This is a genomic window from Actinacidiphila oryziradicis, assembly GCF_005047355.1.
Taxonomy (GTDB): domain Bacteria; phylum Actinomycetota; class Actinomycetes; order Streptomycetales; family Streptomycetaceae; genus Actinacidiphila; species Actinacidiphila oryziradicis.
Window position 1 is genome coordinate 74792 of record NZ_SUMC01000007.1, and the last position, 17448, is coordinate 92239.

Annotated in this window: 13 protein-coding genes and 1 pseudogene; all 14 read left to right on the forward strand. The window is 70.5% G+C overall.

Annotation, left to right across the window (positions count from 1 at the left end):
- Positions 1-88: 88 nt before the first annotated feature.
- Entirely contained in the window at positions 89-1258 is a 1170-nt protein-coding gene (locus tag FCI23_RS09845) for a cysteine desulfurase family protein (RefSeq protein ID WP_136723100.1), read from the forward strand.
- 190 nt (positions 1259-1448) lie between these two features.
- Positions 1449-2591 (forward strand): tRNA 2-thiouridine(34) synthase MnmA, encoded by a 1143-nt coding sequence (gene mnmA / locus FCI23_RS09850; protein WP_136723101.1) that lies wholly within the window; start codon positions 1449-1451, stop codon positions 2589-2591.
- A 74-nt stretch (positions 2592-2665) separates the two neighbouring features.
- Complete coding sequence (locus FCI23_RS09855) at positions 2666-3205, forward strand: LOG family protein (protein WP_136723102.1); 540 nt, start codon at positions 2666-2668, stop codon at positions 3203-3205.
- A gap of 15 nt (positions 3206-3220) precedes the next feature.
- Positions 3221-3922, forward strand: coding sequence for an SDR family oxidoreductase (locus FCI23_RS09860; protein ID WP_136723103.1), 702 nt, complete (start codon positions 3221-3223; stop codon positions 3920-3922).
- A complete protein-coding gene (locus tag FCI23_RS09865) occupies positions 3919-4929 on the forward strand; it encodes a methionine synthase (RefSeq protein ID WP_136723104.1) in 1011 nt (336 codons plus the stop codon). Before FCI23_RS09860 ends, FCI23_RS09865 begins: the two co-directional genes overlap by 4 nt.
- A 17-nt stretch (positions 4930-4946) precedes the next feature.
- The gene (gene ligA, locus FCI23_RS09870) at positions 4947-7151 is read left to right on the forward strand and encodes an NAD-dependent DNA ligase LigA (RefSeq protein WP_407645942.1); all 2205 of its coding nucleotides are present in this window, start codon (positions 4947-4949) and stop codon (positions 7149-7151) included.
- Positions 7152-7347: 196 nt separating this feature from the next.
- Complete coding sequence (locus FCI23_RS09875; RefSeq protein WP_136723105.1) at positions 7348-9486, forward strand: putative bifunctional diguanylate cyclase/phosphodiesterase; 2139 nt, start codon at positions 7348-7350, stop codon at positions 9484-9486.
- 220 nt (positions 9487-9706) lie between these two features.
- Positions 9707-10003, forward strand: coding sequence for an Asp-tRNA(Asn)/Glu-tRNA(Gln) amidotransferase subunit GatC (gatC, locus tag FCI23_RS09880; RefSeq protein ID WP_136723106.1), 297 nt, complete (start codon positions 9707-9709; stop codon positions 10001-10003).
- Positions 10004-10008: 5 nt separating this feature from the next.
- The gene (gene gatA / locus FCI23_RS09885; protein WP_136723107.1) at positions 10009-11502 is read left to right on the forward strand and encodes an Asp-tRNA(Asn)/Glu-tRNA(Gln) amidotransferase subunit GatA; all 1494 of its coding nucleotides are present in this window, start codon (positions 10009-10011) and stop codon (positions 11500-11502) included.
- Entirely contained in the window at positions 11499-11741 is a 243-nt protein-coding gene (locus FCI23_RS09890; RefSeq protein ID WP_136723108.1) for a hypothetical protein, read from the forward strand. The genes gatA and FCI23_RS09890 overlap by 4 nt, the downstream gene beginning before the upstream one ends.
- Positions 11742-11762: 21 nt before the next feature.
- Complete coding sequence (gene gatB, locus FCI23_RS09895; protein WP_136723109.1) at positions 11763-13271, forward strand: Asp-tRNA(Asn)/Glu-tRNA(Gln) amidotransferase subunit GatB; 1509 nt, start codon at positions 11763-11765, stop codon at positions 13269-13271.
- A gap of 210 nt (positions 13272-13481) precedes the next feature.
- Entirely contained in the window at positions 13482-15719 is a 2238-nt protein-coding gene (locus FCI23_RS09900) for an MMPL family transporter (protein WP_136723110.1), read from the forward strand.
- Positions 15720-15869: 150 nt separating this feature from the next.
- Entirely contained in the window at positions 15870-16421 is a 552-nt protein-coding gene (locus FCI23_RS09905) for a hypothetical protein (RefSeq protein ID WP_136723111.1), read from the forward strand.
- Between the two features lie 806 nt (positions 16422-17227).
- Positions 17228-17353 (forward strand): annotated as a pseudogene (locus FCI23_RS63650) (hypothetical protein); the annotation flags it as partial.
- Between the last annotated feature and the right edge of the window lie 95 nt (positions 17354-17448).

Sequence of the window (17448 nt, forward strand, 5' to 3'; positions counted from 1 at the left end):
CACTCCGTCCAACAGACACCGGCCTCGCCCGGCGATGCGAGTCCTCGTTGGTTAATGCTCAAGCTTTAATCCGTAGAATCAGGGGACCATGGCCTACCTCGACCACGCCGCGACCACTCCGATGCTCCCAGAGGCGCTGGAGGCGATGACCGCCCAGCTTGCCCTCACGGGCAACGCCTCCTCCCTCCACGCGGCGGGCCGGCGGGCCCGGCGCATCGTGGAGGAGTCCCGCGAATCCCTCGCGGCCGCGCTGGGCGCCCGTCCCAGCGAGATCGTCTTCACCGGAGGCGGCACAGAGTCCGACAATCTCGCCGTCAAGGGTCTTTACTGGTCCCGCCGCGCCGCCGACCCGCGCCGTACGAGGGTGCTCGTCAGCCCCGTCGAGCACCACGCCGTCCTGGACGCCGTCCACTGGCTCGCCGAGCACGAGGGCGCCCGGGTGGAGTGGCTGCCGGTCGATTCCTACGGGCGCGTCCACCCCGGATCACTCCGCGACGCCATCGCCCGTGAGCCGGACGATGTCGCTCTCGCCACCGTCATGTGGGCCAACAACGAGGTCGGCACTATAATGCCGGTCCGCGAACTCGCCGCCGTCGCCGCCGAGTCCGGCGTCCCCCTGCACTCCGACGCCGTCCAGGCCTTCGGCCAGGCCGACGTCGACTTCGCCGCCTCCGGGCTCGACGCCATGACCGTCACCGGGCACAAAGTCGGCGGCCCCTACGGCGTCGGCGCCCTCGTGCTGCGCCGCGAGCAGGCCCCCGTACCGCTCCTCCACGGCGGTGGCCAGGAACGGAACGTCCGCTCCGGCACTCTGGACGCCCCTGCCGTCGCCGCCTTCGCCGTCGCCGGCACCCTCGCCGCCCAGCGGCACGCAGACTTCGCCCGCACCGCCGGCGCTCTCCGCGACGACCTCGTCGCCCAGGTCCGGGCCGCCGTCCCCACCGCGATCCTCAACGGCGACCCCACCCCCGCCGGCCGCCTCCCCGCCAACGCCCACTTCTCCTTCCCCGGCTGTGAAGGCGACTCCCTCCTTCTCCTCCTCGATGCCCAGGGCATCGAGTGCTCCACCGGCTCCGCGTGCACCGCCGGCGTCCCCCAGCCCAGCCACGTCCTTCTCGCCATGGGCTCCGACCCCGATCTCGCCCGCGGCTCCCTGCGCTTTTCCCTCGGCCACACCTCCACCCAGGCCGACGTCGACCAGCTGGCCAAGGTGATCGGCCCGGCAGTCGAGCGGGCCCGCAGCGCGGGGCTGATGTAGCGCGGCCTGACGGCCGGCGCCCGTCCAGGGGCAGGGCTGGGCGCAGCCCGCCGCAGGCGGGAGTCTGCGCACCCGCCGATGGCGGGCAACCACCGACAAGTGGCCTTGGCCCGGGCACACGGCGGACCGTCAGCCACCGACGGCGGCCGGGAGAAGCCCGCCACGGGCGAGCCCGTACTCTGGAGGGGTTATGACTGACTTTCCCGGCGACGGCCGTCGCCTCCGCGTCCTGGCCGCCATGTCCGGTGGCGTCGACTCCGCCGTAGCGGCGGCCCGCGCCGCCGAGGCCGGTCACGATGTGACCGGCGTCCACCTGGCGCTTTCCGCCAACCCCCAGTCCTTCCGGACAGGAGCCCGCGGCTGCTGCACCCTGGAGGATTCCCGCGACGCCCGCCGCGCCGCCGACGTCATCGGTATCCCCTTCTACGTCTGGGATCTCGCCGACCGCTTCCGCGAGGAGGTCGTCGACGATTTCGTCGCCGAGTACTCGGCGGGCCGCACGCCCAACCCTTGCCTGCGCTGCAACGAGAAGATCAAGTTCGCCGCGCTCCTCGACAAGGCGCTCGCGCTCGGCTTCGACGCCGTCTGCACCGGCCACTACGCGACCGTCGTCACGAGCGACGACGGCACCCGGGAGCTGCACCGCGCCTCCGACGAGGCCAAGGACCAGTCCTACGTCCTCGGCGTCCTCGACGAGCGCCAGCTCGCCCACGCCATGTTCCCCCTCGGCGACACCCTCACCACCAAGGACGAGATCCGCGCCGAGGCCGAGCGCCGTGGTCTCGCCGTCGCCAAGAAGCCCGACAGCCACGACATCTGCTTCATCGCCGACGGTGACACCCAGGGCTTCCTCGCCTCCCGTCTCGGCGGCCCCGCCGAGGGCGACATCCTCGACGAGGACGGCACCAAGCTCGGCACCCACTCCGGCGCCTACGGCTTCACCGTCGGCCAGCGCAAGGGCCTCCGCCTCGGCAACCCCGCCGCCGACGGCAAGCCCCGCTACGTCCTGGACATCTCCCCGGTCAACAACACCGTCACCGTCGGTCCCCTCGACGCCCTCGACGTCACCTCCCTCACCGCCATCAAGCCCCGCTGGTGCGGCACCCCGCCCTCCGGCCCCGGCACCTACACCGCCCAGCTCCGCGCCCACGGCGCCGACGGTCCCGTCACCGCCGAGCTGGTCGGCGACGAGCTCCGCGTCCGCTTCGACGCCGGCCCGGTGCGCGGCATCGCCCCGGGCCAGGCGGTCGTGCTCTACGACGGCACCCGGGTCGTCGGCTCGGCGACGATCGCCACGACCGAGCGCCGCGAGGCGGCCGTCAGCCAGGGTTGACCGACTTGGGGCTGCGGGTCGCGAATTCGAAGCGGTGGGCCTGGGGCGCCACCGGGACTGGAGAATCGGCTCTTGTGAACATCTGTGTCTTCTGCTCCGCCGCGGACCTGGACGAGCGCTACACCGCTCCCGCTGCCGAATTCGCCGAGCTGATGGGCAAGGGCGGCCACACCCTGGTGTGGGGCGGCTCCGACGTCGGCCTGATGAAGCTGATGGCCGACGGAGTGCAGGCGCATGGAGGGCGGCTCATCGGCGTGTCCGTGGAGTTCCTGGCCGCCAAGGCCCGTGAGAACGCCGACGAGATGGTGATCACCACCGACCTCGCCGCCCGTAAGGCGGAGCTGCTCGCCCGCGCGGACGCGATCGTGGTCATGGTGGGCGGCACCGGGACGCTGGACGAGGCGACGGAGATTCTGGAGCTGAAGAAGCACAGGCTGCATGCCAAGCCAGTGGTGGTGCTGAACACGGCGGGCTTCTACGACGGTCTCAAGGAGCAGTTCCGGCGGATGGAGGACGAGGGGTTCCTGCCAGTGCCGCTCACCGAGCTGGTCCTGTTCGCGGAGGACGGGTTGTCGGCGCTGGCATACATGGAGGAATTCACCGGCCTGCAGTGATGCGAGCATGGGCCCATGGCTACGTCTACGCATGTGATCACCGGGGCCGGCTCCGGCATCGGCGCCGCTGTTGCCGAGCGCCTTTTCGACCGGGGGGACGAGCTGTGGCTGTTCGCCCGTAACGCGGGCCGGGCGAAGGAGCTGGCCGCGCGTTTTCCCGGAGCCCGTACGCTCGTGGGCGACCTCGCGGAGCCGGAGCGGCTGTCGTGGGCTCTGGACCAGCAGACACTCCCGGACCGGGTCGATTCACTGCTCCATGTGGCGGGGATCGTGGATCTCGGGCGTGTCGGCGAGCTGACCCCGAGGGTCTGGAACCGCACGCTGGCCGTGAATCTGGTTGCGCCCGCAGAGCTGACGCGGCTCTTCCTTCCGCAGTTGCGGATGTCGCGGGCGGATGTCGTTTTCGTGAACTCGGGGGCGGGACTGAACGCCCACGCGGAGTGGAGCGCCTACGCGGCGAGCAAGCACGGGCTGAAAGCGCTGGCGGATTCCCTGCGCCATGAGGAGCATGGCAACGGTGTCCGGGTGACATCCGTCTACCCGGCGCGTACGGCGACCCCCATGCAGGTGAAGGTGCACCAGCAGGAGGGCAAGGAGTACGAACCGGGGCGCTGGATCGACCCTGGGTCGGTGGCGACGACGATCCTCACCGCGATCGACCTGCCGCGTGACGCGGAAATCAACGACCTGACGATGCGGCCGGGGGCCTCGGTATGAGTACGGACACCAAGTTCACGCTGCCCGAGGGCACGGCGACCGGGATCGGGTCCATGCCGGGCGAAGCCGCCCGCGAAGCCGCCCGCACCGCGACCGGGGCCCTGGAGATCATGCCGTTCCTGCCCGAGTTGCCCGCACGCGGGCCCGGCGCGGACATGATCGGGCGGACGCTCGGGATGCTCGTGGAGCTGTACGCGCGGCTGGAGCCGAGCGGGTGGCGGTTCGGGGACCGGCCGGGACGGGACACCCGGCGGGCGAGGGCGTGGCTGGGCGAGGACCTGGACGCGATGGAGGAGTTCACGCAGGGGTTCGGGGGACCGCTGAAGGTGCAGGCGGTGGGGCCGTGGACGCTGGCGGCAGCGGTGGAGCTGAGGAATGGCGAGCTGGCGCTGTCGGACCGGGGAGCCTACCGCGATCTGGCGGAGTCGCTGGGCGAGGGGCTGCGACTGCATGTGGCGGAGGTACGGCGCAGGGTGCCGGGCGCGCAGGTGGTGCTTCAGCTGGACGAGCCGTCGCTGACGACGGTGCTGCGCGGGGAGGTGCGGACAGCGAGCGGCTACCGGACGTACCGGGCGGTGGACCGGCAGGTGGTCGAAGCCGGGATCAGGGACATCATCGCGGCGGCGGACGCCCCGGCCATCGTGCATTCGTGCGCGCCGGAGGTGCCGTTCGGGCTGCTGCGGCGGGCCGGGGTCGCGGGGGTGTCGTTCGATTTCTCCCTGCTGACGGAGGGTGACTGGGAGTCCTTCGGTGAGGCGGCGGAGGCCGGGACTGCGCTGTTCGCCGGTGTCGTGCCGGGCACGGAGGCCGGATTGTCAGACCCTGCCGGTAGCGTCAGTGGTGTTCGGGCGCTGTGGCACAGGCTGGGGCTGGCACCGGGGGCGTTGGGTACGTCCGTGGCGGTCACGCCGACCTGCGGTCTGGCGGGGGCCTCACCGGCCTATGCCCGCGCCGCACTCGTACATTGTGCGAAGGCGGCGCGATCGCTCGTAGACAACCCTGAGTGAGGAAGGACCGGACCGCCGTGACCGACGTGGAGATCCCTGCAGAGGCGCGTGAAGAGCACGCCCGGCTCGCCGAGCAGGTCGAGGAGCACCGCTTCCGGTACTACGTCAAGGACGCGCCGGTCGTCAGCGACACCGAGTTCGACCAGCTGCTGCGGCGACTGGAGGCGCTGGAGGAGGAGCACCCGGGGCTCCGCACCCCCGACTCGCCGACCCAGAAGGTCGCCAGGCAGTACGAAACCGAATTCACCTCCGTCGAGCACCGCGAGCGACTGCTCTCCCTCGACAACGCCTTCGACGAGGAGGAGCTGGACGCCTGGGCCGAGCGGGTCGCGGCCGAGCTGGGCGCCCCCGGCAATGAGACCAGCCCGTACCACTTCCTGTGCGAGTTGAAAGTGGACGGCCTCGCCGTCAATCTCACCTATGAGCGCGGCCGTCTCACCCGCGCCGCCACGCGCGGCGACGGCCGCACCGGCGAGGACATCACGCCGAATGTGCGGACCATCGCCGAGATTCCGCAACGGCTCGCCGGAGACCGGATCCCGGACCTGGTGGAGGTGCGCGGCGAGGTCTACTTCCCGATGGAGAAGTTCCTGGAGCTGAACGAACGACTGGTCGGGGCGGGCGAGAAGCCGTTCGCCAATCCGCGCAACGCCGCCGCGGGCAGCCTCCGCCAGAAAGACCCGCGGATCACCGCGACCCGGCCGCTGCACATGGTGGTACACGGCATCGGCGCCCGCGAAGGCTTCGACATCGACTGCCAGTCGCACGCCTATGAACTGCTGCGCGAATGGGGGCTGCCCACCGCCAAGCACAACAAAGTGGTGGATTCCCTCGCCGCGGTGAAGGAGTTCATCGCCTACTACGGCGAGCACCGCCATGATGTCGAGCACGAGATCGACGGCGTCGTGGCGAAGGTCGACGAGATCCCGCTCCAAGGGCGGCTCGGCTCCACCGCCCGCGCCCCTCGCTGGGCCATCGCCTGGAAGTACGCGCCGGAGGAGGTCAACACCAAGCTGGTCGACATCAGGGTCGGCGTCGGTCGGACGGGGCGGGTGACTCCGTACGCGGTGGTGGAGCCCGTGACCGTCGCCGGATCGGAGGTGGAGTTCGCCACCCTCCACAACCAGGACGTGGTCAAGGCCAAGGGCGTGCTGATCGGCGACACCGTGGTGCTGCGCAAGGCCGGTGATGTCATCCCGGAGATCCTCGGCCCCGTCGTCGACCTGCGGGACGGCACCGAGCGTGAGTTCGTGATGCCGGCGCAGTGCCCGGCGTGCGGCACGGCTCTCCAGCCGATGAAGGAGGGCGATATCGACCTCCGCTGCCCCAACGCACGCTCCTGCCCGGCGCAGCTGCGGGAGCGGGTTTTCTACCTGGCGGGGCGCAAGAGCCTCGACATCGAGGCGCTCGGCGAGGAGACGGTCAGGGCGTTGGTCCAGCCCGACGAGGGCCCGGTCGCGCTCACCACCGAAGCGGACCTGTTCGACCTGAAGATCGAGGATCTGCGCGACATCCGCATGTGGCGCCGGGACACCCGGAAGGACGCCAAGGAGGGGGAACGCATTCTGACCCCCTACTTCTACGGCCAGCCGAAGACGGTGGGCCGGGGCGAGGACCGGCGTGCCCTGCCCGCCGAGCCCAAGGCGAACACGATCAAGCTCTTCGAGCAGCTGGAGTCCGCCAAGACGCGCCCGCTGGCCCGGATCATCACCGGGCTGTCGATCCGGCATGTTGGGCCGGTCGCAGCCGAGGCGCTGGCCAGGGAGTTCCGGGACCTGGACCGGATCAGGGAGGCGAGCGAGGAGGAACTGGCCGCCGTGGAGGGCGTCGGGGGCACCATCGCGGCGTCGGTGAAGCAGTGGTTCGCCGTCGACTGGCACCTCGGAATCATCGAGAAGTGGCGGGCCGCCGGGGTGAAGTTCACCGAGGAGGGCTCCGACGAAGGCCCCCGACCACTCCAGGGGCTGGTTGTCGTCGTCACGGGTACCCTCGCGACCCACACCAGAGATGGCGCTAAAGAGGCGCTGGGCAGCCGTGGAGCGAAGGTCACCGGCTCCGTGTCGAAGAAGACCGACTTCGTGGTGGTCGGTGACAACCCCGGCTCCAAGTACGACAAGGCGGTGCAACTCAAGGTGCCGATCCTCGACGAGGACGGTTTCTCGGTGCTGCTCGCGCAGGGCCCCGACGCCGCGCGGGAGGCCGCAGTCAATCCGGCAGAGTGACGCTCGGCGGAGTGACGCACGGTCATCACCCGTTCAGCCGATATCAGAAGGATCCGGATGCACAGGATCCATTCGGGCAAGAGCTGCCGATCGGTGCCCGTAAAAGCCTTACGCGGCCTACTGTTGAGGAGCGCGCCCGCCGTTCTCACGGCGCGTGGGATCCGCATGGCACACGCGGCTGTGAGAGGGACTAGCAATGGAACCGACGGACAGCGCCGGACCGACGCAGCAGCCGCGCTCGCCTGCCGCGCCGGTGCTGCCCGCCGCAGCGCTGCGCAGCGCGATCTTGGGCGGTGCGGCGGCCGCCCTAGTGGTGGGCATCATCAGGGCGCTGGGGGACGGCGATGCGCTCTTCCCCGGCCGGACGGTCGGCTGGGCCTTCGCCGTACTCACCGGCATCATCGTCGGTCACCTCGTCGCCATGGGCCGCGACCGATGGTGGGGCGGCACCGGGTCCGGCGCCGCCGTCACCCTGGCGATGCTGTTGCTCTACGGCTGGGTGCCCGCCGTCCTGGTGAGCCTCGCCGTCGTCGTGCTCGTCGGCTGCGCTCGGCGCCACCGATGGCGGCAGGCGCTGCTGCACGGCGCCGTGGACATACTCGGGATCGGCGCGGCCCTGCTGGCCCTGGGCGCCTTCGCCATCCATCCCTCCGTCAAGCACTCCTGGGAACCCGACTCCTGGGGAATGCTGGCGTTCCCGGCGGTCGTAGCAGCCGCATTCGCCTATCTCGCGGCGACCCGCACCCTCCTGTGGTACACCATCGTCCCGCGCGGTGGCGGCCTGCGGACCGTCGCCCGTACCGCGCTGGTCCGCCAGGGCATGGTCGGCGTCGCCCTGCTCGGCATCTCGCCGCTGATCGTCGTCGTCGCCGCACAGCTGCCGATCCTGCTGCCGCTCTTCGCCGTACCCCTCATAGCCCTCGACTCCACCTTATGGATCGCCCGCGCCCGCGCCGAGGAACAGCTCCGCGATCCCCTCACCGGGCTGCCGAACCGTCAATGGCTCCTGGAACGCGTCTGGTCCGCCCTCGATGCCGCCCAGCGCAGCGGCGAGCGCGTGGCCCTGGTCCTGATCGACCTCGACAAATTCCGCTCCGTCAATGACACCCTCGGCCACATGGCCGGCGACCGGCTGCTGCTCCAGATAGCCGACCGCCTCCGGCTCGCCCTCCCGCGCGGCGCCGAGGCCGCCCGGCTCGGCGGCGATGAGTTCGCCGTACTGCTCCCCACCTGCGACTCGCCCACCCGCGCCCAGCGCATAGCCCGCTCCCTGGTCGCCGCGCTCGGCTCGCCGCTGAACCTCGACGGGCTGACGCTCGTACTCGAAGCCAGCGCCGGGGTCGCCGTCTTCCCCGACCACGCCCTCGATGCCGAAGGGCTGCTACGACGTGCGGATGTCGCGATGTACCAGGCCAAACGCGACCGCAGTGGCGTCGAGGTCTATGAGGCCACGCGTGACGGCAACACCCCCGACCGGCTGGGGCTCCTGGGCGACCTGCGACGCGCTCTGGACGCCGGTGATGTCGAGCTGCACTACCAGCCCAAGGTCCGCTTCGACGGCACGGTCGCCGGCCTTGAAGCCCTGGTGAGGTGGGAACACCCCGAGCGGGGGCGGGTCAGCCCCGAGGAATTCATCGCGATAGCCGAGACCTCGGGCCTCATGCCGCAGCTCACGGAGTACGTCCTGGAGACCGCCCTCGCCCAGATCGCGCGCTGGCGCGCCATGGGGCTTAAAGTGCCGGTCGCCGTCAACGTCTCGCCGCGCGACGTCCACTCTCCCGGTTTCGCCGGCGCCGTCGCCGCCCGCCTCGCCCGGCACGGCGTCCCGCCGGCGGCGCTGCAACTCGAAATAACCGAGCATGTGATGCTGGAGGACCCCCAGCGCGCCGCCGACACCCTCGCCGGGCTGACCGGGCACGGCGTGAAGATGTCGCTCGACGACTTCGGGACCGGGTACTCCTCGCTGGTGCATCTGCGGCGGCTGCCGGTCAGCGAGCTCAAGATCGACCGGTCTTTCGTCGCCCGCCTCGTCGTCGACAACGAGGACGCCGAGATCGTCCGCTGCACCGTCGACCTGGCCCACTCCCTCGGGCTCCTCGTCGTCGCGGAGGGCGTCGAGGACGACGAGACCTGGGAACGCCTCCGCGATCTCGGCTGTGATGCCATACAAGGCTGGCTTGTCGCCGCCGCCATGCCCCCCGCCGAAACCACCGCCTGGCTCCGCCTCCGCCACGAATCCGGCTGGCGCCGTCCCGGCGCCGACGCACCGGCCCCGTCCGACACGGCCACGGATGCCGAAGCGGCCGCCGAAGCCGATGCCGAAGCGGTCACCTGACCACCGGCCCCCCGGCCAGGATCTTCCCGCCCGGCGCCCGGCCACCCGTGCGGGTGCTTCGCCGACGGACGGTGCTGCTCGCGGTGCCGTCCGCCGCCGCGCCCGGCCCCGGAAAGGGCGCCGAGCAAACCGTTTAGCTCCAGAGGTGGCCGCGCCCATAGGATTGGGCGCGAAGCCGTACCCATGAAATACGCCAAACTCACCCCCAGAGGATCGCTGCATGCCTGGCATCACGCGCGAGGAGGTCGCCCACCTCGGCCGGCTGTCGCGTCTAGAGCTGAAGGACGAAGAGCTTGACCACTTCGCCGAACAGCTGGACGCCATCATCGGCGCGGTCGCCCGCGTCTCCGAGGTGGCCGGCGAGGACGTACCGCCGACCTCCCATCCGCTGCCGCTGACCAACGTCATGCGTCCGGACCAGGTCCGGCCGTCACTGACCCCGGAGCAAGCGCTCTCCAGCGCGCCCGCACAGGAGCAGCAGCGCTTCAAGGTGCCGCAGATCCTGGGGGAGGACTGATCATCATGACCGATCTGACAAAGCTCACCGCGGCCGGGACCGCAGCAGCGATCGCGTCCGGCGAGGCGTCCGCGGTGGAAGTCACCCAGGCGCACCTGGACCGTATCGGTGCGGTCGACGAGAAGGTGCACGCCTTCCTGCATGTCGACACGGAGGGCGCGCTGGCAGCGGCCAAGACCGTCGACGCCAAGCGCGCCGCGGGCGAGAAGCTCGGCCCGCTGGCCGGCGTGCCGCTCGCGCTGAAGGACATCTTCACCACCAAGGGGATCCCGACGACCGTCGGCTCGAAGATCCTCGAGGGGTGGATTCCCCCGTACGACGCGACGGTGACGACCCGCCTCAAGGAGGCCGGTGTCGTCATCCTCGGCAAGACCAACATGGACGAGTTCGCCATGGGGTCCTCGACCGAGAACAGTGCCTACGGCCCCACCGGCAATCCGTGGGACCTCACCCGCATCCCCGGCGGCTCCGGCGGCGGCTCCGCGGCCGCGCTGGCCGCCTTCCAGGCGCCGCTGGCGATCGGCACGGACACCGGCGGCTCGATCCGCCAGCCGGCCGCCGTGACCGGCACGGTCGGTGTGAAGCCGACGTACGGCGGGGTCTCCCGGTACGGCATGGTGGCGTTCTCGTCATCACTGGACCAGGGCGGTCCCTGCGCCCGCACCGTGCTGGACGCGGCGCTGCTGCACCAGACGATCGCCGGCTACGACCCGCTGGACTCGACGTCGATCAACGCACCGGTCCCGCCGGTCGTCGAGGCGGCGCGGAACGGAAACGTCAAGGGACTGCGGGTCGGAGTCGTCAAGGAATTCGGCGGCGAGGGCTACCAGGCCGGTGTCGTCCAGCGCTTCAACGAGGCGGTGGAGCTGCTGCGTGAGCTGGGCGCGGAGATCGTCGAGCTGTCCTGTCCGTCGTTCGACCTGGCGCTGGCCGCGTACTACCTGATCGCGCCGTCCGAGTGCTCGTCGAACCTCGCGCGGTTCGACGGCCTGCGCTACGGCCTGCGGGTCGGCGACAACGGCACCCGTAGCGCCGAGGAGGTCACCGCGCTGACCCGCGAGGCCGGCTTCGGCCCCGAGGTGAAGCGCCGGATCATGCTCGGCACGTACGCGCTCAGCTCCGGCTACTACGACGCGTACTACGGCAGCGCCCAGAAGGTCCGCACCCTCATCACCCGGGACTTCGAGCGGTCCTTCGGCCAGGTGGACGTCATCATCTCGCCGACCACACCGACCACCGCCTTCCCCATCGGGGAGCGGGCGGACGACCCGATGGCGATGTACCTCGCCGACCTGTGCACAATCCCGGCCAACCTGGCGGGCAACTCGGCCATGTCCGTGCCGTGCGGCCTGGCGCCCGAGGACGGGCTGCCGGTGGGCCTGCAGATCATCGCTCCGGCGATGGCCGACGACCGCCTCTACCGTGTCGGTGCCGCCGTCGAGGCCGGCTTCATCGCACGCTGGGGCCACCCGCTGCTGGAGGAGGTTCCGACTCTGTGAGCACGATCAAGAAGGCCAAGGGCTTCAGGAAGAGCAAGCCCGGCACCTACCTGTCCATCGCCACCACGCTCTTCGGCGCGGTCGGCGTCGCCAAGCAGGTGCAGAGGGGCAGGAGCGACAGCGACCCGCTGCTCCTGCTCGACGCGGTGCTCAGCGCCGCCGCCATTGCCACCGGGGTGGCCCTGCTGGTGCGCGAGCTGCGCCGGTTCAACGATGCCCCTGATGTCCTGGCGGACTGAGCGGACTGAGAGGGGATGACCATGACCGTGACGGACCTGCTGTCGTACGAGGACGCCCTCGAGGCGTTCGACCCGGTGATGGGCCTGGAGGTGCATGTCGAACTGGGCACCAGGACGAAGATGTTCTGCGGCTGTTCGACGACGCTGGGTGCCGAGCCGAACAGCCAGACCTGCCCGACCTGCCTCGGCCTGCCCGGCTCGCTGCCGGTGGTCAACGAGATCGGGGTTGAGTCGGCGATCAAGATCGGCCTCGCGCTGAACTGCGAGATCGCCGAGTGGTGCCGCTTCGCCCGGAAGAACTACTTCTACCCGGACATGCCGAAGAACTTCCAGACCTCGCAGTACGACGAGCCGATCGCCTTCAACGGCTATCTGGACGTTCAGCTCGAGGGCGGCGAGGTTTTCCGCGTCGAGATCGAGCGTGCCCATATGGAGGAGGACACCGGCAAGTCCACCCATGTGGGCGGCGCGACCGGCCGTATCCATGGCGCGTCGCACTCGCTGCTCGACTACAACCGGGCCGGCATCCCGCTGATCGAGATCGTCACCAAGCCGATCGTGGGGGCGGGCGCAAGGGCCCCTGAGGTGGCCAAGGCGTATGTCGCCGAGCTGCGCGAGCTCATCAAGGCGCTCGGCGTGTCGGAGGCCCGTATGGAGATGGGCCAGATGCGCTGCGACGTCAACTTGTCGCTGCGGCCGCACGGCCGGGAGAAGTTCGGCACCCGTTCCGAGACCAAGAACGTGAACTCGCTGCGGAGTGTCGAGCGGGCCGCCCGTTATGAGATCCAGCGCCATGCGGCGGTGTTGACATCGGGTGGCACGATCGTGCAGGAGACCCGGCACTTCCACGAGGAGGACGGCTCCACCGCCGCCGGCCGCATCAAGGAGGAGGCCGAGGACTACCGCTACTTCCCCGAGCCCGACCTGGTGCCGGTGGCGCCCTCCCGAGAGTGGGTCGAGGAACTGCGGGCCGGGCTGCCCGAGCTGCCGAGTGTGCAGCGCAAGCGGATCCAGGCGGATTGGGGCCTGTCCGACCACGAGATGCAGTCGGTGCTCAACGCGGGCGCCATCGAGCTGATCCTCGCTACCATCGCGGCGGGCGCCGACGCCGCGTCCGCCCGTAAGTGGTGGATGGGCGAGCTGGCCCGCCGCTCCAACGAGGACGGAATCGAGCTCGCCGCCCTCCCGATCACCCCGGCCCAGGTCGCACGGGTCGCGGCGCTCGTCGCCGAGGGCTCGCTCAACGACAAGCTGGCCCGCCAGGTCATCGAGGGCGTGCTCGACGGGGACGGCGACCCGGACACCGTCGTCGAGAAGCGCGGTCTGAAGGTCGTATCCGACGAGGGTGCGCTCGGCTCGGCCGTCGACGAGGCCATCGCGGCCAACGCCGCCATCGCCGACAAGGTCCGCGGCGGCAATCTGGCGGCTGCCGGTGCGCTGATCGGTGCCGTCATGAAAACGACGCGCGGCCAGGCCGATGCGAAGCGCGTGCGCGAGCTGATCCTTGAGCGGCTTGCCGCGCAAGGATAAGGGCCTTCAGCCAGGTCAAGGGGCGGCCGCTGCCTAAACAGCGGCCGCCCCTTCCCGTATGCCCCACATAAGAATTCCGTTATGGACCTGTGACCATCGCCACGAACGGCCCTAAGGATCTCCGGCGGCTGCAAGAGTGCTTGGCGTACCGGATGTGTTCTTTGAGGGCTCTTCCCTGAAAGATCCACTTAACCCAGGGAAGGGCAGGGTATGGCCGCACTTGCCCGGTGGTGTCTCCGCCGCCGCCTCCTCGTCATCGCGCTGTGGCTCGCTGTCTTGGCCGGCCTCACCGCCGCCGCCACCGTCATGGGATCGGCGTACTCCAACAACTACGAGGTGTCCGGCACCGAGTCCAGCAAGGCCGCCGCCCTGGTGGCCAAGGCATTCCCCGGCGAGACCGGTGACAGCGACGCCATCGTCTGGCACACCACCGCCGGTACCGTCCGTGCGGGCGCGGTCGAGCACCGGCTCGGGGCGACGCTGGCCAAGGTCGCCGAGCTGCCGGGCGTAGCGTCCGTCGCCAGCCCCTACGACGCCGAGGGGGCCGCGCGGATCAGCGGCGACGGCCACACCGCGTACGCAACCGTCACCTTCGACAAGCCCGTGGAAAAGTTGGGCGCGGGCGAGGTCCGACAAGTCGTCGGCACCGCGAAGGCAGCCGCCGACAGCAACGTCCAGGTCGCGCTCGGCGGCAGTGCGATCGCGCTCACCGAAGGCACAAGCGCGCACCTGAGCGAACTCATAGGCGTCGCTGTCGCCGCCGTCGTGCTGCTGCTCGCCTTCGGCTCGCTCTTCGCGATGTTCCTGCCCATCGCCACCGCGCTGGTGGGCGTGGGCACCGCGTATATGGGCATCGTGCTGCTCGGGCACCTGATGACGGTCGCCGACTTCGCCCCCATGCTCGGCATGCTGATCGGACTCGGCGTCGGCATCGACTACGCCCTCTTCATCGTCACCAGGCACCGCCGCGGCCTAAAAGCGGGCCTGCAGGTCCGCGAGGCCGCCGAGCGCGCCGTCGCCACCACCGGACGGGCCGTGGTTTTCGCCGGCGGCACCGTCTGCGTAGCACTGCTCGGCATGCTTGTCCTCCGGCTGAGCTTTCTCAACGGCGTCGCCGTCGCCGCGTCCCTTACGGTGATCGTCACCGTGGCCGCCTCCGTGACCCTGCTTCCCGCCCTGCTCGGTGTGATCGGCCCCCGCGCGCTCAGCCGCCGCGAAAGGCGACGACTGGCCGAAGACGGCCCCCGGCCCGCGCTCCCGACCGGCCTCGCCCACCGTTGGTCCGCGTTCGTCGAACGGCACCCGAAGATCCTCGGCGCGGTCGCGGGCACCGTGATGCTCGTCCTGGCGCTGCCGGTCCTCGGGCTCAACCTCGGCTCCTCCGACCAAGGCAACGATCCGGCGACCACCACCACCCGGCAGGCCTACGACCTGCTCTCCCACGGCTTCGGCCCCGGCTTCAACGGGCCGCTCCAACTGGTTGCCGAGACCGATAACGCGGCCGATCGCGTCGCGTTGGACAAGCTCTCCGACACCCTCAAGAACACGGCTGGCGTCGTGGCCGTGAGCGTAGAACCAGCCCGCAACGCCTCCGTCGAGGTGCTCACGGTCGTGCCGGCCAGCTCTCCGCAGGACCAGGCCACCAACGCCCTTGTCTCGCGTCTCCGTGATGATGTGATTCCGTCAGCGGAGGCCGGCACCTCCCTGCGGGTCTACGTCGGCGGCGTGACCGCCGGCTACGGCGACTTCGCGTCGGTCATCGTCGGCAAACTGCCGCTCTTCGTGGGCTCGGTCGTCGCGCTGGGGTGCGCCCTGCTGTTGGTTGCCTTCCGCAGCATCGGCATCCCGATCAAGGCGGCGGTGATGAACGCCGCCGCCGTCGCGGCCTCCTTCGGAATCGTTGTCGCGGTCTTCCAGTGGGGCTGGGGGAGCGAATTCCTGGGGCTCGGCAGCGCCGGGCCGATCGAGCCCTTCCTGCCGGTGATCATGGTGTCCGTTCTCTTCGGGCTTTCCATGGACTACCAGGTGTTCCTCGTGAGCCGCATGTACGAGGAATGGCAAGAAACCCGCGACAACCGGCGAGCGGTACGGGTCGGGCTCGCCGAGACAAGCCGCGTGATCAACTCGGCCGCCGTCATCATGATTTCCGTCTTCCTCGCGTTCGTGCTCAGCGGCGACCGGACCATCGCCATGTTCGGCATCGGCCTGGCCGCCGCCGTAGCGCTCGACGCATTCGTGCTCCGTACGCTGCTGGTGCCGGCGCTGATGCATTTGCTCGGCCCCTGGAACTGGTGGTTGCCGGCGTGGCTCGACCGGCGGCTGCCCCGGCTTTCCATCGAGGGCAGTCCGCCCGGCCACCGCACCGCCCCCGCCAACGGTCCGCTCGGCGACGGGACCGGACCGCCCGTCCCCCCGCCGACCGTCAATTCCTCCGGCACGGCCCCATAAGAGGCCGCGCGGTCAGGGATACACCGCGCCGGACGACGCCTGCACCGCCAGTCACCGGCCGGACGCGCCCTGGCGCCCGGTCACCGGTCCGCGGGCGCCGACACGCCCCGCTCAGACAGCTCTCAGATTCGGCACCTACGGTGGCTCGCCATGGACACCATCAAGGCCGACGCACCGGCCGAGGACATCACCGAGGACCTCACCGAGGAGCCCGACGACGAGCTCGACAACGAGCTCGGGGAAGACGTCGAAGACGAGCCCATCGACGAGCCGGCCGCCGAGGCCAAGGCCACCGCCACCACCAGGACGACGCTCACCGGCGCCGCCGCAGTCGTGGCCGCAGCGCTCGGGCTCTCGTCCCTCACGGGGACATGGATCGGCACCCTGATGTCCGACCGCGAGCAGCTGATCGGCCAGATCGCCTCGCAGTCCGGCTCGTCGGCGAAGCAGATAGCCGACATCTATGGCACGCCGTGGCACACGGTCGCCCTCTTCAACGGTACGTTCGCGCTCGCCGCGATCATCGTCGCGGCCGTGACGCTGCTGCTGCGACCGAGAGCGCCCTGGGCGAAGGCCGTGGCATGGGGCGCACTGGCCCTGGGTGTGCTCGGGCTGCTGATCGCCGGGGTGATGTATTTCGACGTGTTCACGCACCTTCCGGTGGTGACCACGACGTCGACGTCCACCACGACGACAGGCTGAGGAGCTGGGCCGGGCACGGCCTAAGGCCCCGCACATCCGGCCTAAGGCCCAACGCCCCATGCAGCTCGGGAATTTGTCCGATGTGGCGGACCGTTCCTCAGCACTGAGCAGGAGTGAGTCCTGGCTCGGTGCGCGCGTCCCGAACGGTGTTGGGTGCGCTGGTTGTCCGCGTTCGCGTGCCTGGTGGCGGCACCCGTCGTGCGGGTGGTCCGGTCCGGGGTGGGCGGGTTTCCTCGCGCCCAGGGATATCCGGCCGGGCCTGGGCGCTCCGATGCCCCGCACCATCGCTCTGGTGGTGCGGGGGCGGTGGCGTCCGACGCCGGGCCGAATGCCCTTGGGCGCTCCGTCCGGTCACGATGCTCGCGCAGTCGTGACCGGTGGTCTGGGGGTGGGTGGCGCGCATCGGCGTGAGCCAGTGCTGCGCACCCCAGCGGCTGGTGTAGGCAGGGTCTGCCGCGACGATCGCGATGCCCTGCCCGGCGGCCTTGGCCAGGACCGGGGGCAGGCGACGGAACGGAACGGCGGCGTCGCCAGGGTGCTGCGCAGCATGCGGCCGCACACCGCCGGATGACCGCGGCTGCGGCTCGGGCGGCGGGATCCGGTGTCGGGGTGTCAGACAGCCCCTACGAGCTCGCACACGCCCGCCACCGCTGGCCGGAGGCCCTGCTCGCCTCCGGCGCGGGGCCGGGCGGGACGCGCGGTGAGGCCGCGGGGCTTCTTGCCCAGGCGTGCGCGACCGCGGACCGCCTCGGTGCGGGGCCGCTGCGCGCGGCCGTGGTCCATCTCGTGCAGCGCGCGCGGGCGCGGTGGCCCATCAGCCCGCCGACGATATTCCGGCCGTCCCGGCCGTCCCGGCGGAGCCGTTCGCTCTCACCGCCCGCGAACACGAAGTCCTGGGCCGCGTCGCCGTCGGCTACACCAACCGCCGGATCACCGAGGAGCTCTTCATATCGCCCAAGACGGCGAGTGTGCACGTCTCCAACATCCTCCATCCTCGCCAAGCTCGGCGTCGCCAGCCGGGGCGAGG